Annotated in this window: 11 protein-coding genes; 9 read left to right on the forward strand and 2 right to left on the reverse strand. The window is 62.1% G+C overall.

Going from position 1 to position 14,654, the window contains the following annotated elements; all coding sequences use genetic code 11:
* Positions 1 to 73: 73 nt before the first annotated feature.
* The gene (locus PM2_RS16445) at positions 74 to 979 is read left to right on the forward strand and encodes a LysR family transcriptional regulator (RefSeq protein WP_020371282.1); all 906 of its coding nucleotides are present in this window, start codon (positions 74 to 76) and stop codon (positions 977 to 979) included.
* 8 nt (positions 980 to 987) lie between these two features.
* On the opposite strand, the gene PM2_RS16450 is transcribed toward PM2_RS16445, so the two are convergent.
* The gene (locus tag PM2_RS16450; protein ID WP_009684028.1) at positions 988 to 1,341 is read right to left on the reverse strand and encodes a hypothetical protein; all 354 of its coding nucleotides are present in this window, start codon (positions 1,339 to 1,341) and stop codon (positions 988 to 990) included.
* A gap of 273 nt (positions 1,342 to 1,614) precedes the next feature.
* Here PM2_RS16450 and PM2_RS16455 point away from each other — a divergent pair, with 273 nt between their 5' ends.
* Positions 1,615 to 6,480: an NAD-glutamate dehydrogenase gene (locus PM2_RS16455; RefSeq protein ID WP_016714843.1), complete on the forward strand. Its 4,866-nt coding sequence runs from the start codon at positions 1,615 to 1,617 to the stop codon at positions 6,478 to 6,480.
* Positions 6,481 to 6,577: 97 nt separating this feature from the next.
* Here PM2_RS16455 and ppsR read toward each other — a convergent pair whose 3' ends face one another.
* Positions 6,578 to 7,396: a posphoenolpyruvate synthetase regulatory kinase/phosphorylase PpsR gene (gene ppsR, locus PM2_RS16460; RefSeq protein ID WP_016714844.1), complete on the reverse strand. Its 819-nt coding sequence runs from the start codon at positions 7,394 to 7,396 to the stop codon at positions 6,578 to 6,580.
* A gap of 178 nt (positions 7,397 to 7,574) precedes the next feature.
* On the opposite strand from ppsR, the gene ppsA reads away from it, so the two are divergent.
* The 7 genes from ppsA (at position 7,575) to sigX (ending at position 14,584) form a co-directional block, all read left to right on the forward strand.
* The gene (ppsA, locus tag PM2_RS16465; RefSeq protein ID WP_016714845.1) at positions 7,575 to 9,950 is read left to right on the forward strand and encodes a phosphoenolpyruvate synthase; all 2,376 of its coding nucleotides are present in this window, start codon (positions 7,575 to 7,577) and stop codon (positions 9,948 to 9,950) included.
* A 102-nt stretch (positions 9,951 to 10,052) separates the two neighbouring features.
* Positions 10,053 to 11,045, forward strand: coding sequence for an alpha/beta fold hydrolase (locus PM2_RS16470; RefSeq protein ID WP_028699270.1), 993 nt, complete (start codon positions 10,053 to 10,055; stop codon positions 11,043 to 11,045).
* A 157-nt stretch (positions 11,046 to 11,202) separates the two neighbouring features.
* Entirely contained in the window at positions 11,203 to 11,694 is a 492-nt protein-coding gene (gene rraA, locus PM2_RS16475) for a ribonuclease E activity regulator RraA (RefSeq protein ID WP_016714847.1), read from the forward strand.
* Between the two features lie 27 nt (positions 11,695 to 11,721).
* Positions 11,722 to 12,717, forward strand: coding sequence for a divalent cation transporter CmaX (gene cmaX / locus PM2_RS16480; protein WP_016714848.1), 996 nt, complete (start codon positions 11,722 to 11,724; stop codon positions 12,715 to 12,717).
* Positions 12,718 to 12,804: 87 nt separating this feature from the next.
* Positions 12,805 to 13,077, forward strand: coding sequence for a hypothetical protein (locus tag PM2_RS16485; RefSeq protein WP_014591816.1), 273 nt, complete (start codon positions 12,805 to 12,807; stop codon positions 13,075 to 13,077).
* Between the two features lie 2 nt (positions 13,078 to 13,079).
* Positions 13,080 to 13,904: a mechanosensitive ion channel family protein gene (locus PM2_RS16490; RefSeq protein ID WP_004376138.1), complete on the forward strand. Its 825-nt coding sequence runs from the start codon at positions 13,080 to 13,082 to the stop codon at positions 13,902 to 13,904.
* Between the two features lie 113 nt (positions 13,905 to 14,017).
* The gene (sigX, locus tag PM2_RS16495; RefSeq protein ID WP_003248665.1) at positions 14,018 to 14,584 is read left to right on the forward strand and encodes an RNA polymerase sigma factor SigX; all 567 of its coding nucleotides are present in this window, start codon (positions 14,018 to 14,020) and stop codon (positions 14,582 to 14,584) included.
* The last annotated feature ends 70 nt before the right edge of the window (positions 14,585 to 14,654 follow it).

The raw sequence follows: 14,654 nt of genomic DNA on the forward strand, positions 1-14,654 counted from the left end.
TCAGAAAAATAGCTATTTTTCTGCCGGTCATTCATATCTGATATACCCATTGCTGACTTTGCCTGGTACTGCTGTGAAACTCTCTGTCCGCCATATCGAAGTGTTCCGCGCCATCATGGCCGCTGGCAGTGTGACCGGGGCGGCGCGCCTGCTGTTTACCTCGCAGCCCACTGTCAGCCGCGAGCTGGCGCGGCTGGAGCAGTTAACCGGGCTGAACCTGTTCGAGCGCGAGGGTGGGCGCCTGGTGGCGACCGCCCAGGCGTTGCTGTTGATCGAAGAGGTCGAGCGCGCCTACGTCGGGCTGGAGCGGATTGACCGTTTTGCTCAGGCCATTCGCAATTTCGAGCAGGGGAGGCTGGCCATCACTTGCCTGCCGCTGTTCTCCCAGACGTTGCTGCCCAAGGCTTGCCAGCGTTTCCACCAACAGCATCGAGGCGTAAGCGTGAGTATCCTGGCGCAGGAATCGCCATTGCTGGAAGAGTCTCTGGTGGCCCAGCAGCACGACCTTGGCCTGACCGAGGTCGAGCAGATTCCGCGCGGTGCCTATGGCGAGCTGCTGTTCAGCGCCAACATGGTGTGCGTGCTGCCCGCGCATCACTCGCTACAGGCAAAAGCCGAGCTGGAACTTGCCGACTTTCATGAGGTGGACTTCATCAACCTGGCCAGCCTGGACACTTACCGCCAGCGCCTGGACCAGCACTTTCGCGCGGCGGGGGTAAACCGCCGCACGGTGATCGAGACCACCAGTGCCGCCTCGGTGTGTGCCATGGTCAGGCAAGGGTTGGGGGTGGCGATCATCAACCCGTTGAGCGGGCTGGAGGCGGCGCAGGGCGGGTTGCCGATCCGCAGGTTGCGGGTGTCGGTGCCGTACCAGGTGATGCTGATACGGCCAGACCATAGGCCGGCATCGGCGGCGGTGGAGCCGTTTTGCGAGGCGCTGCGGGTGCAGGCGCAAGAGATGCAGGCAGCGTTGCAGTAAAGGCGGGCTCACAACTCGCAGACGAAGGTCCCGGTCCCGGCCAGGATGTTCTCCAGGGTTTCTTTCACTTCGTCCAGGTCACTCAGGTCGCTGGTCAGGTTGATCTCCAGCACCTCATCCCCCTTCAGCGCATCGCGGTCGCCGGCTGCCACTTCAATCAGCAGGCGCTTGGCGCTCAGGGTCACTTTCAGCCCGTCCAGCGTCGATGGCTCGTCATCCAGGGTCAGGTCGACGGTGTCTTCGTCCGGGTAGCGGGTAAGCAGAAACATCTGGCCCTTGTCGCTGTGGCAGCACAGGGTCGCCATGTTGTCTTCCTCGTCATCGCAAGGGGTGGCGAAGAGCAGGGCGGTGTTGATTTGCATGAGCGGGCTCGGATCAAAGTGAATGGAAGGGAATTCTGACAGTCTTGCGTACAGGCATAAACGTAAAGTTACCGCCCCTTGACCGAAATTGTCGCAGCGCTGCAAGCGTTGATGACCGATCAGTCGTTAAGCTTCGGCGAGCCCTGGGCGTGCCCGCGCACGTTCAACGTCTGGTTTTACCGTCCGCCTTGCTACGGGTTGGCTATCGTTGATCCGTACACGGCGCACGCAGCGACGCTTCAACTATTACAAAGCCCAAGCGGAGTACCACAGATGGCGTTCTTCACCGCAGCCAGCAAAGCCGACTTTCAGCATCAACTGCAAGCGGCCCTGGCGCAGCACATCAGCGAACAGTCCCTGCCACAAGTGGCGCTGTTCGCCGAGCAGTTCTTCGGCATCATCTCTCTGGACGAACTCACTCAGCGCAGGCTTTCCGACCTGGCCGGCTGCACCCTGTCAGCCTGGCGCATCATCGAACGTTTCGACCCCGAATACCCGCAAGTGCGGGTGTACAACCCTGATTACGAGCGCAACGGCTGGCAATCGACCCATACTGTGGTCGAGGTGCTGCACCACGACCTGCCGTTTTTGGTCGACTCGGTGCGCACCGAGCTCAACCGCCGTGGCTATAGCATTCACACCCTGCAAACCACCGTGCTCAGCGTGCGCCGTGGCGCCAAGGGTGAGTTGTTGGAGCTGCTGCCCAAGGGTACCCAGGGCGAGGGCGTGCGCCACGAGTCGCTGATGTACCTGGAGATCGACCGCTGCGCCAATGCCGCAGAGCTGACCGTGCTGGCCCGCGAGATCGAGCAGGTGCTGGCCGAGGTGCGGGTGGCAGTTGCCGATTTCGAGCCGATGAAGGCCAAGCTGCGTGACGTGGTGGCCGAGGTGGAACAGACCGCCTTCGGCCCGGCGCAACACGAAAAGGGCGAGGTCAAGGCCTTCCTCGAGTGGCTGCTGGACAACCACTTCACCTTCCTGGGCTATGAAGAATTCACCGTCAAGGGCGACGCCGATGGCGGCCAGATGGTTTACGACGAGCAGTCGTTCCTCGGCCTGCCGCGCCGCCTGCGCGTGGGCCTGACGGCCGAAGAGCTGCGCATCGAAGACTACGCCGTGGCCTACCTCAACGAACCGCTGCTGCTGTCGTTCGCCAAGGCCGCGCTGCCCAGCCGCGTGCACCGCCCGGCCTACCCGGACTACGTGTCGATCCGCCAGCTGGACGCCGATGGCAAGGTCATCAAGGAACACCGCTTCATGGGCCTGTACACCTCGTCGGTGTATGGCGAAAGCGTGCATGCCATCCCTTACATCCGCGTCAAGGTAGCCGAAGTCGAGCGCCGCTCGGGCTTCGACCCCAAGGCCCACCTCGGCAAGGAACTGGCCCAGGTGCTGGAGGTGCTGCCGCGCGACGACCTGTTCCAGACGCCGATCGACGAGCTGTTCACCACCGTCATGGCGATCGTGCAGATCCAGGAGCGCAACAAGATCCGCGTGTTCCTGCGCAAGGACCCGTACGGCCGCTTCTGCTACTGCCTGGCGTACGTGCCGCGGGAGATCTACTCCACCGAAGTGCGACAGAAAATCCAGCAAGTACTGATGGAGCGCCTGAAGGCCAGCGACTGCGAGTTCTGGACCTTCTTCTCCGAATCGGTGCTGGCCCGTGTGCAACTGATTCTGCGGGTAGACCCGAAAAACCGCATCGACATCGACCCGCAGCAGCTGGAGCGCGAAGTCATCCAGGCCTGCCGCTCGTGGCATGACGATTATTCGACGCTGGTAGTGGAGAACTTCGGCGAAGCCCAAGGCACCAACATCCTCGCCGATTTCCCCAAGGGCTTCCCGGCCGGCTACCGCGAACGCTTTGCCGCGCACTCGGCCGTTGTCGACCTGCAGCATGTGCTGAACCTGTCGGAAAGCAAGCCGCTGGCCATGAGCTTCTACCAGCCGCTGACCCAGGTGGGTGAGCGCATCCTGCACTGCAAGCTGTACCACGCCGACACCCCGCTGGCGCTGTCCGACGTGCTGCCGATCCTGGAAAACCTCGGCTTGCGCGTGCTGGGCGAATTCCCGTATCGCCTGCGCCATGCCAGTGGCCGCGAGTACTGGATTCACGATTTTGCCTTTACCTACAGCGAAGGCCTGAGCCTGGATATCCAGCAGCTCAACGACACCCTGCAGGACGCCTTCATCCACATCGTGCGTGGCGATGCCGAGAACGATGCCTTCAACCGTCTGGTACTCACCGCTGGCCTGCCTTGGCGTGACGTGGCGCTGCTGCGCGCTTACGCCCGTTACCTGAAGCAGATCCGCCTGGGCTTCGACCTGGGTTACATCGCCAGCACCCTGAACAACCACACCGACATCGCCCGCGAGCTGACCCGGTTGTTCAAGACCCGCTTCTACCTGGCGCGCAAGCTGACCCAGGACGACCTCGACGACAAGCAGCAGCGCCTGGAACAAGCCATCCTGACCGCGCTCGACGACGTGCAGGTGCTCAACGAAGACCGCATCCTGCGGCGCTACCTGGATCTGATCAAGGCCACCCTGCGCACCAACTTCTATCAGCCGGATGCCAACGGCCAGAACAAGTCGTACTTCAGCTTCAAGTTCAACCCCAAGCTGATCCCCGAACTGCCCAAGCCGGTGCCCAAGTTCGAAATCTTCGTTTATTCGCCTCGGGTCGAGGGCGTGCACCTGCGCTTTGGCAACGTCGCCCGTGGCGGCCTGCGCTGGTCTGACCGTGAAGAAGACTTCCGCACCGAAGTGCTGGGCCTGGTCAAAGCCCAGCAGGTGAAGAACTCGGTCATCGTGCCGGTCGGCGCCAAGGGCGGTTTCCTGCCGCGCCGCCTGCCACTGGGCGGTAGCCGGGACGAGATCGCCGCCGAAGGCGTGGCGTGCTACCGCATCTTCATTTCCGGCCTGCTCGACATCACCGACAACCTCAAGGACGGTGGCGTGGTGCCGCCGGCCAACGTGGTGCGCCACGACGATGATGACCCGTACCTGGTGGTGGCGGCCGACAAAGGCACCGCCACCTTCTCCGACATCGCCAACGGCATTGCGATCGATTATGGCTTCTGGCTGGGCGATGCCTTTGCCTCGGGCGGTTCGGCCGGTTATGACCACAAGAAGATGGGCATTACCGCACGCGGCGCCTGGGTGGGTGTGCAGCGCCACTTCCGCGAGCGTGGCATCAACGTGCAGGAAGACCCGATCACCGTCATCGGCGTGGGTGACATGGCCGGCGACGTGTTCGGCAACGGTCTGCTGATGTCCGACAAGCTGCAACTGGTGGCGGCGTTCAACCACCTGCACATCTTCATCGACCCCAACCCCGAGCCTGCGTCCAGCTTTGCCGAGCGCAAGCGCCTGTTCGACCTGCCGCGTTCGGCCTGGAGCGACTACGACACCAGCATCATGTCTGAAGGCGGCGGTATCTTCCCGCGCAGTGCCAAAAGCATCACCATCAGCCCGCAGATGAAAGAGCGCTTTGCCATCGAGGCCGACCGCCTGACCCCGACCGAGCTGCTGAACGCGTTGCTCAAGGCACCGGTCGACCTGCTGTGGAACGGCGGTATCGGTACCTACGTGAAGGCCAGCAGCGAAAGCCACGCTGATGTCGGCGACAAGGCCAACGATGCGCTGCGGGTCAACGGCAATGAGCTGCGCTGCAAGGTGGTGGGCGAGGGCGGCAACCTGGGTATGACCCAGCTTGGCCGGGTGGAGTTTGGCCTGAACGGCGGCGCCACCAACACCGACTTCATCGACAACGCCGGCGGCGTTGACTGCTCCGACCACGAGGTCAACATCAAGATCCTGCTCAACGAAGTGGTGCAGGGTGGCGACATGACCGAGAAGCAGCGTAACCAGCTGCTGGGCAGCATGACCGACGAAGTCGGCAACCTGGTGCTGGGCAACAACTACAAGCAGACCCAGGCGCTGTCGCTGGCGGCCCGCCGCGCCCGCGAGCGGATTGCCGAGTACAAGCGCCTGATGGCCGACCTGGAAGGCCGTGGCAAGCTGGACCGCGCCATCGAGTTCCTGCCGTCCGAAGAGCAGTTGGCTGAACGCCTGGCTGCCGGCCAGGGGCTGACCCGCGCCGAGCTGTCGGTGCTGATCTCGTACAGCAAGATCGACCTCAAGGAGCAACTGCTCAAGTCGCTGGTGCCGGATGACGACTACCTGACCCGCGACATGGAAACCGCCTTCCCGCCGTCGCTGGTCAGCAAGTTCGCCGAGGCCATGCGCCGCCACCGCCTGAAGCGCGAAATCGTCAGCACCCAGATCGCCAACGACCTGGTCAACAACATGGGCATCACCTTCGTCCAGCGCCTGAAGGAGTCGACCGGCATGAGCCCGGCCAACGTGGCCGGGGCCTATGTGATCGTGCGCGACATCTTCCACCTGCCGCATTGGTTCCGCCAGATCGAGGCCCTGGACTACCAGGTGCCGGCAGAAATCCAGCTCACCCTGATGGACGAGCTGATGCGTCTGGGCCGCCGTGCCACCCGCTGGTTCCTGCGTAGCCGCCGTAACGAGCAGGACGCCGGGCGCGACACCGCGCACTTCGGGCCGAAGATCGCGCAGCTGGGGCTCAAGCTGGACGAGCTGCTGGAAGGCCCGACCCGCGAACGCTGGATGGTGCGTTACCAGGGCTTTGTCGACGCCGGTGTGCCGGAGTTGCTGGCGCGCATGGTGGCCGGTACCAGCCACTTGTACACCCTGCTGCCGATCATCGAAGCCGCCGACGTCACCGGCCATGAGCCGGCGCAGGTGGCCAAGGCGTTCTTTGCGGTGGGCAGCGCGCTGGACCTGACCTGGTACTTGCAGGAAATCAGCAACCTGCCGGTGGAAAACAACTGGCAGGCCTTGGCCCGCGAAGCGTTCCGCGATGACATTGACCTGCAGCAACGGGCAATCACCATCTCGGTACTGCAGATGGCCGATGCACCGGAAGACATGGACGCCCGCGTGGCGCTGTGGGCCGAGCAGCACCGGGTGATGGTGGAGCGCTGGCGCGCCATGCTGGACGACCTGCGCAATGCCCAGGGCACCGACTATGCGATGTACGCGGTGGCCAACCGCGAGCTGGTCGACTTGGCCATGAGCGGGCAGGCGGCTGTGGTGCCGTCCTGAGCTTGAGCTGAAATGAAAAACCCGGCAGACATGCCGGGTTTTTTTATCCCTGTGCTGGCCTCTTCGCGGGCATGCCCGCGAAAGGGCCAGAACAGGCTTACTTGAACCTGCGCTCTACGCCTTTCTCCACCAGAATCTTCGCCGAAATCTCTTCCACCGAAAAATGCGTGGAATTGATGTTGGGAATGTTCTCCCGGCGGAACAGGTTCTCCACCTCGCGCACTTCGAACTCGCACTGGGCAAAGCTGGAATAGCGGCTGTTGGGCTTGCGCTCGTGGCGGATGGCGGTGAGGCGATCGGGGTCGATGGTCAGGCCGAACAGCTTGTTGTGGTGCTTTTTCAGCACCGCCGGCAGCTGCAGGCGCTCCATGTCGTCCTCGGTCAGCGGGTAGTTGGCGGCGCGGATGCCGAACTGCATGGCCATGTACAGGCAGGTAGGGGTCTTGCCGCAACGCGACACGCCAACCAGAATCAGGTCGGCCTTGTCGTAGTAGTGGGTACGCGCGCCGTCGTCGTTGTCCAGGGCGAAGTTCACCGCCTCGATGCGTTCCATGTAGTTGGAGTTACCGCCAATCGAGTGCGATTTACCCACGGAATACGACGAATGGGCGGTCAATTCCTGCTCGAGCGGGGATAAAAACGATGAAAAGATGTCGATCATGAAGCCATTCGACGTCGCCAGGATCTCACGGATGTCCTGATTGACGATGGTGTCGAAGATGATCGGGCGCACCCCGTCACGCTCGGCGGCGGCGTTGATTTGCTGGACCATGGTCCGTGCTTTGTCCGGCGAGTCGATGTACGGGCGGGTAAATTTGTTGAACGGAATGCTCTCGAATTGCGCGAGCAAACTCTGGCCCAGGGTTTCGGCAGTGATACCGGTGCCGTCGGAGATGAAGAACGCGGTTCGTTTCATTTGCGATCTGGGCCTTAAGCTGATGACGTTTCTTGGATATGATAAGTTCGGTTTGCCGAATGCGGCTGTCGGCATTCTCACTTATTTTCCAGGTACAGGCCACAAACGCCCGGCCAAGTCACAGAAGACAGGCGGGCGCCTTTTGAGCTTTTCCAACACAGTTAGTGGAGAGATCACCTTGGTAGAGTACGTAGTTTCCCTCGATAAGCTCGGCGTCCATGATGTGGAGCATGTGGGGGGCAAGAACGCATCCCTGGGCGAGATGATCAGCAACCTTGCAGGTGCTGGTGTATCGGTGCCGGGCGGCTTTGCCACTACGGCGCAGGCGTACCGCGATTTTCTCGAACAGAGTGGTCTCAACGACCGGATCCATGCCGCGCTCGACGCGCTGGACGTGGATGACATCAATGCCCTGACCAAAACCGGCGCGCAGATTCGCCAGTGGGTCATGGAAGCCGAGTTCCCGGCACGTCTGGATTCGGAAATCCGAACCGCCTTCGCCGCGATGGCTGCCGGCAACGACAACATGGCGGTTGCCGTGCGCTCCTCGGCCACTGCCGAAGACCTGCCGGACGCCTCGTTCGCAGGCCAGCAGGAAACCTTCCTCAACATCCGTGGCGTCGACAACGTGATCCGCGCGGCCAAGGAAGTGTTCGCCTCGCTGTTCAACGACCGCGCCATCGCCTACCGCGTGCACCAGGGCTTCGACCACAAGCTGGTGGCCCTGTCTGCTGGCGTGCAGCGCATGGTCCGCTCCGAAACCGGCACCGCCGGCGTCATGTTCACCCTCGACACCGAGTCGGGCTTCCGCGACGTGGTGTTCATCACGGGCGCCTACGGGCTGGGTGAAACCGTGGTGCAGGGTGCGGTCAACCCTGACGAATTCTACGTGCACAAGAACACCCTGCAGGCCGGCCGCCCGGCCATCCTGCGCCGCAACCTGGGCAGCAAGGCCATCAAGATGGTCTACGGCGAAGAAGCCAAGGCCGGCCGTTCGGTCAAGACCGTGGAAGTGGACCGCGCCGAGCGCGCACGCTTCTGCCTGACCGATGCCGAGGTCAGCGAGCTGGCCAAACAGGCCATGATCATCGAGCAGCACTACCAGCGCCCGATGGACATCGAGTGGGCCAAGGACGGTGACGACGGCAAGCTGTACATTGTCCAGGCGCGCCCTGAGACCGTGAAAAGCCGTTCCAGCGCCAACGTCATGGAACGCTACCTGCTGAAAGAAAAAGGCACCGTACTGGTCGAAGGCCGTGCCATCGGCCAGCGCATCGGCGCCGGCAAAGTGCGCGTGATCAACGACGTTTCGGAAATGGACAAGGTCCAGCCGGGCGACGTACTGGTTTCCGACATGACCGACCCGGACTGGGAACCGGTGATGAAGCGCGCCAGCGCCATCGTCACCAACCGTGGCGGCCGAACCTGCCACGCGGCGATCATTGCCCGCGAGCTGGGCATTCCGGCCGTGGTCGGTTGCGGCAACGCCACCCAGGTGCTCAAAGACGGCCAGGGCGTGACCGTGTCCTGCGCCGAAGGCGATACCGGCTTCATCTTCGAAGGCGAGCTGGGCTTTGACGTCAAGCAGAACTCCGTCGACGCCATGCCGGAGCTGCCGTTCAAGATCATGATGAACGTCGGTAACCCGGACCGCGCCTTCGACTTCGCCCAGTTGCCCAACGCCGGTGTCGGCCTGGCGCGCCTGGAGTTCATCATCAACCGCATGATCGGTGTGCACCCCAAGGCACTGCTGAACTATGCCGGCCTGCCTGCCGACCTGAAAGACAGCGTCGACAAGCGCATTGCCGGTTACAACGACCCGGTCGGCTTCTACGTCGAGAAACTGGTCGAAGGCATCAGCACCCTGGCGGCGGCCTTCTACCCGAAAAAGGTCATCGTGCGCCTGTCGGACTTCAAGTCCAACGAGTACGCCAACCTGATCGGCGGCAAGCTGTACGAGCCGGAAGAAGAAAACCCGATGTTGGGCTTCCGTGGCGCTTCGCGTTACATCAGCGAATCGTTCCGTGACTGCTTCGAGCTCGAGTGCCGTGCCCTCAAGCGCGTGCGCAACGAGATGGGCCTGACCAACGTCGAGATCATGGTGCCGTTCGTACGCACCTTGGGCGAAGCCAGCCAAGTGGTCGACCTGCTCGCCGAAAACGGGCTGGCCCGTGGCGACAACGGCCTGCGCGTGATCATGATGTGCGAGCTGCCGTCCAACGCCATCCTGGCCGAAGAGTTCCTGGAGTACTTCGACGGCTTCTCGATCGGCTCCAACGACCTGACCCAGCTGACCCTGGGCCTGGACCGCGACTCGGGCATCATCGCCCACCTGTTCGACGAGCGTAACCCTGCCGTCAAGAAGCTGCTGGCCAACGCCATTGCCGCGTGCAACAAGGCCGGCAAGTACATCGGCATCTGCGGCCAGGGCCCATCGGACCACCCGGACCTGGCCAAATGGCTGATGGAGCAAGGCATCGAAAGCGTGTCGCTGAACCCGGACTCGGTACTCGAAACCTGGTTCTTCCTGGCCGAAGGCCAAGGCGCGGCCTGATGCAGTAAAACGCGGGGGGACGTCTGGCGTACCCCCGCCTGGTTTTTTCCAGGGCGAGTTCCAGCAATGGATCCCGCCCTTTTTTGTGCACCAAGCAACCTTATGCAAAGCAGCAGCACTCTATTCCCCGTGGCCCTGCTCAGTGCCGAGCGCCGCGGCGACCTCAGCGAAGACGTGTACCGGATCAAGGCTGGCAACGGCCCGGACCCTAGCGTCGAGCTGGCCATCACCCGCCTGGGGTTGGCCGACCATGGCCGTGCCCAGGGCGTGCCGGTCATTCTTCTGCACGGCAGTTTTTCCAACCGGCGTTTCTGGTATTCGCCCAAAGGTATTGGCCTGGGCGCCTACCTCGCCCGTGCCGGTTTCGATGTGTGGATCCCGGAAATGCGCGGTCACGGCCTGTCACCACGCAACCATGCCTGGCAGCACAACAGCGTTGCGGCCTATGCCCGTGATGACCTGCCACTGATTGCCGCGTTCGTGCGCGAGCAGTCGGGCCAGGCGCCGCACTGGGTTGGCCATTCCTTGGGCGGCACCACTCTGGTGGCGGCGCTTGGAGGTGGTTTCCTGGGTGCCGAACAGGTGGCCAGCGTGGCGCTGTTCGGCACCCAGATCAGCCGTGTCTACTGGCCGTTGAAGGTGCCACCGCTGGTGTGGGGTGCGAAGCTGGTGCTCAAGCGCTGGGGGCAGATATCCGGGCCACGCTTCAAACGTGGGCCGGAAGACGAGCCGATTGGCCTGGCGCTGGAAAGCATGCGCTGGCATGGCCTGTTCGGACGCTTTGGCGACAAGCAGAACGACTGGTGGGCAGGGCTGGCAGAGGTGGATGTGCCCCTGCTGGCAGTGGCCGGCGCGGGGGACTTCCAGGACCCGGTGTGGGCCTGCCGCAAGCTGTTCGAGCAGTTGGGGGGCGAGCGCAAGCAGTTCTTGCGGCTGGGGCGTGAGGAAGGTTTTGAGGCCTTTGGGCATGTCGACATGCTGGTGAGCAAGGCTGCGCAGGCGCAGGTATGGCCGTTGGTGGAGCGCTGGTTGCGTGATCCATTGCTGCCGGTGCATGCGTCCACGGTGGCTCAGGAACCTTTGCCAGTCAGTTGATCTTGCATCGCCTGGGTCGGCCTCTTCGTGGGCGTGCCCGCGAAAGGGCCGGTACAGGATGAATACAAATGACTGCCCGGTCCCGGATGACTGCAATGGCCTCCAAGGTGTAGCCTTGGCCGATACCCGCTTTCGTTGTGACTGACAGGAGCTTCCCATGCAGCATTACGTAACGCCCGACCTGTGTGACGCCTACCCCGACCTGGTACACGTGCTGGAACCCATGTTCAGCAATTTTGGCGGCCGCGATTCGTTCGGTGGCCAGATCGTCACCATCAAGTGCTTCGAGGACAACTCGCTGGTGAAGGAGCAGGTCGAACTCGACGGCAAGGGCAAGGTCCTGGTGGTCGATGGTGGTGGTTCGCTGCGCCGTGCGCTGCTGGGCGATATGCTTGCGGAAAAAGCCGCCAAAAACGGTTGGGAAGGCCTGGTGATCTATGGCTGCGTGCGTGACGTCGATGTGCTGATCCAGACCGACGTCGGGGTGCAGGCCCTGGCCAGCCACCCGATGAAAACCGACAAGCGTGGTATCGGTGACCTCAATGTGGTGGTGACCTTCGCCGGCGTTACCTTCCGCCCGGGCGAGTACGTGTATGCCGACAACAATGGCGTACTCGTTTCGCCAAGCCCGCTGAAAATGCCGGAGTGATGCGCCCCACGCGCTGATGGAGCTTTGATGTTCGAGGAAGACAACGCGCAGTGGGGGCTGGTGCATGCCCTGGTGCTCGATGGTAAAGGCGGCGCGCGCTCGATTGCCCGTACCGAACTGGACAGCTTGCAACTGCAACCAGAGCAGAGCCTGTGGCTGCATTGGGACCGCAGCCATCCGCAAACCCGTACCTGGCTACTGCATGACAGTGGCCTGAGCGAGTTCGCCTGCGAGCTGCTGCTGGAAGAAAACACCCGGCCGCGCCTGCTGCCCATGGCGGACGAACAGCTGCTGCTGTTCCTGCGCGGGGTCAACCTCAACCCGGGTGCCGAGCCTGAAGACATGGTTTCGGTACGTATTTTCGCCGAGGCACAGCGGGTTATCTCGTTGCGCCTCAGGCCGTTGCGTGCCAGTGACGAAATTCTCCAGCAACTGGAACAGGGCAGGGGGCCGAAATCGGCCTCCGAACTGTTGCTGTTGATGGGCGAACTGCTGACTGAAAAGGTTCAGGGCTTGGTGAGTGATCTGGCCGAATTGGTCGACCTGGAAGAAGAAAAGGTCGAAACCGACGAGCGGTACACCCCTGAGCATGGCAGCCTGCAGCAGATCCGCCGTCGTGCCGCCGGCCTGCGCCGCTTTCTTGCCCCGCAACGGGAAATCTACGCCCAGTTGTCGCGCAGCAAATGGAGCTGGTTCGCCAATGCCGACGCCGATTACTGGAACGAGCTCAATAACAGCCTGATTCGCTACCTCGAAGAACTGGAGCTGACCCGCGAGCGCGCTGCGCTGGTGCTGGAAAGCGAAGACCGGCGGCGCAGCGAGCGGATGAATCGCACCATGTACCGTTTTGGCATCATCACCTGCATCTTTTTGCCCATGAGCTTCATCACCGGACTGCTGGGCATCAATGTCGGCGGTATTCCGGGGGCGGATAACCCGTTGGGCTTTCTGTTCGCGTGCATCGTCGTGCTGGGGCTGGCGGTGGGGCAGTGGTGGCTGTTCCGGCGGTTGCGATGGGTTTAGGTGTGCATTTTGAAACATTCGTACCAATGGGTTGTGTGACCCATTGCCCGGCCATCTCGTCTCTTGCTGACACTGCGCGAGGTGCCCATGCACGATCCGTTTGAAGAATCCCTGCGCGACCTGCTCAAGGCGTCACCCTCCGGCAATGACCGGGACGACCGGGACGACGCCGCTTGCCTGGGTCGCGTACTGAAAACCGCCAACCGCCAGGTTGGCGCGGGTGATCTGTTCAGCCTGCTTGGCCGCTGGAGCCAGGCGCTGCTCATCGCCGTCAATAATGGCTCGGCGCATGTCGCGCCGGTGCGTCGACACTCTTCCCGCAACGCTGCCACCGGCAGCAAAGCAGATAAGGCCGATTGAATATGGAACTCGATCTCTGGACCCAGAGCCTGGTCACCGCAATGACTGCCCTTTGGACCAAGGTAGCGAACTTCATCCCCAACCTGTTCGGCGCGCTGGTCGTGGTGCTGCTGGGTTTCGTGGTGGCCAAGCTGCTCGACACACTGCTGTCCAAGCTGCTGGCCAAGTTTGGCCTGGACCGCCTGATGGCCGGCACCGGCCTCACCAAGATGCTTGGCCGGGTCGGCATTCAGGTGCCGATCTCGACCCTGATCGGCAAGATCGTCTACTGGTTCGTGTTGCTCATCTTCCTGGTCTCGGCCGCCGAGTCGCTGGGCCTGGAGCGGGTGTCGGCCACCCTTGACATGCTTGCCCTGTACCTGCCCAAGGTGTTCGGCGCGGCCTTGGTGCTGCTGGCCGGCGTGCTGCTGGCACAGGTTGCCAATGGCCTGGTGCGTGGCGCTGCCGAAGGCATCGGCCTGGAATACTCGGCAGGGCTTGGGCGCATTACCCAGGGCCTGGTGATCATCATCAGCATCTCGGTGGCCATCAGCCAGCTGGAGGTGAAAACCGACCTGCTGAACCACGTTATCGTCATCGGGCTGATTACCGTTGGTCTGGCCGTTGCCTTGGCTATGGGCCTTGGCAGCCGCGAAATCGCCGGGCAGATCCTGGCCGGCATTTACGTGCGCGAGCTGTATCAGGTCGGCCAGCAGGTGCGGATTGGAGAGGTTGAAGGGCACATCGAGGAAATCGGCACGGTCAAGACAACGCTGCTGACCGATGATGGCGAACTGGTGTCGCTGTCCAACCGCGAGTTGCTCGAGCAGCGTGTCAATAGCCGCTAACCGCACAAAAGCTGTTAATGTATGCCGCCGCGAAATTCGACCCACGGGGTCGCGCGGCGACATTGACCTGACTGTCGGCCAGATCCGTTTTGAATAAAGTTCATTCGCCGCCCATGCGTTATGACCCCCGCGAGCTCACCGACGAAGAGTTGGTGGCGCGTTCGCATGAGGAGCTGTACCACGTTACCCGCGCCTATGAAGAGCTCATGCGGCGCTACCAACGGACCCTGTTCAACGTCTGTGCGCGTTATCTGGGGAACGACCGGGACGCGGACGATGTCTGTCAGGAAGTGATGCTGAAAGTGCTGTACGGCCTGAAGAACTTCGAAGGTAAATCCAAGTTCAAGACCTGGCTCTACAGCATCACCTACAACGAGTGCATTACCCAGTACCGCAAGGAGCGCCGTAAACGCCGGTTGATGGATGCCTTGAGTCTGGACCCTGTCGAAGAGGCGTCCGAAGACAAGGCCCCGAAGCCGGAAGAAAAAGGCGGGCTGGACAAATGGCTGGTGCATGTGAACCCGATTGACCGCGAAATTCTGGTGCTTCGTTTTGTCGCAGAGCTGGAATTTCAGGAAATTGCCGACATCATGCACATGGGCCTGAGCGCGACAAAAATGCGCTACAAGCGCGCGCTAGACAAGCTTCGGGAGAAATTTGCCGGCCTCGATGAAACTTAGTGGCGTGCAAATATCTCTAACGAATCGGCGAGTTCTGCTAGACTTGCCGTCGAGTTGTCCCCCGTGTTTG

This window comes from Pseudomonas monteilii NBRC 103158 = DSM 14164, assembly GCF_000730605.1.
GTDB classification, from domain to species: domain Bacteria; phylum Pseudomonadota; class Gammaproteobacteria; order Pseudomonadales; family Pseudomonadaceae; genus Aquipseudomonas; species Aquipseudomonas monteilii.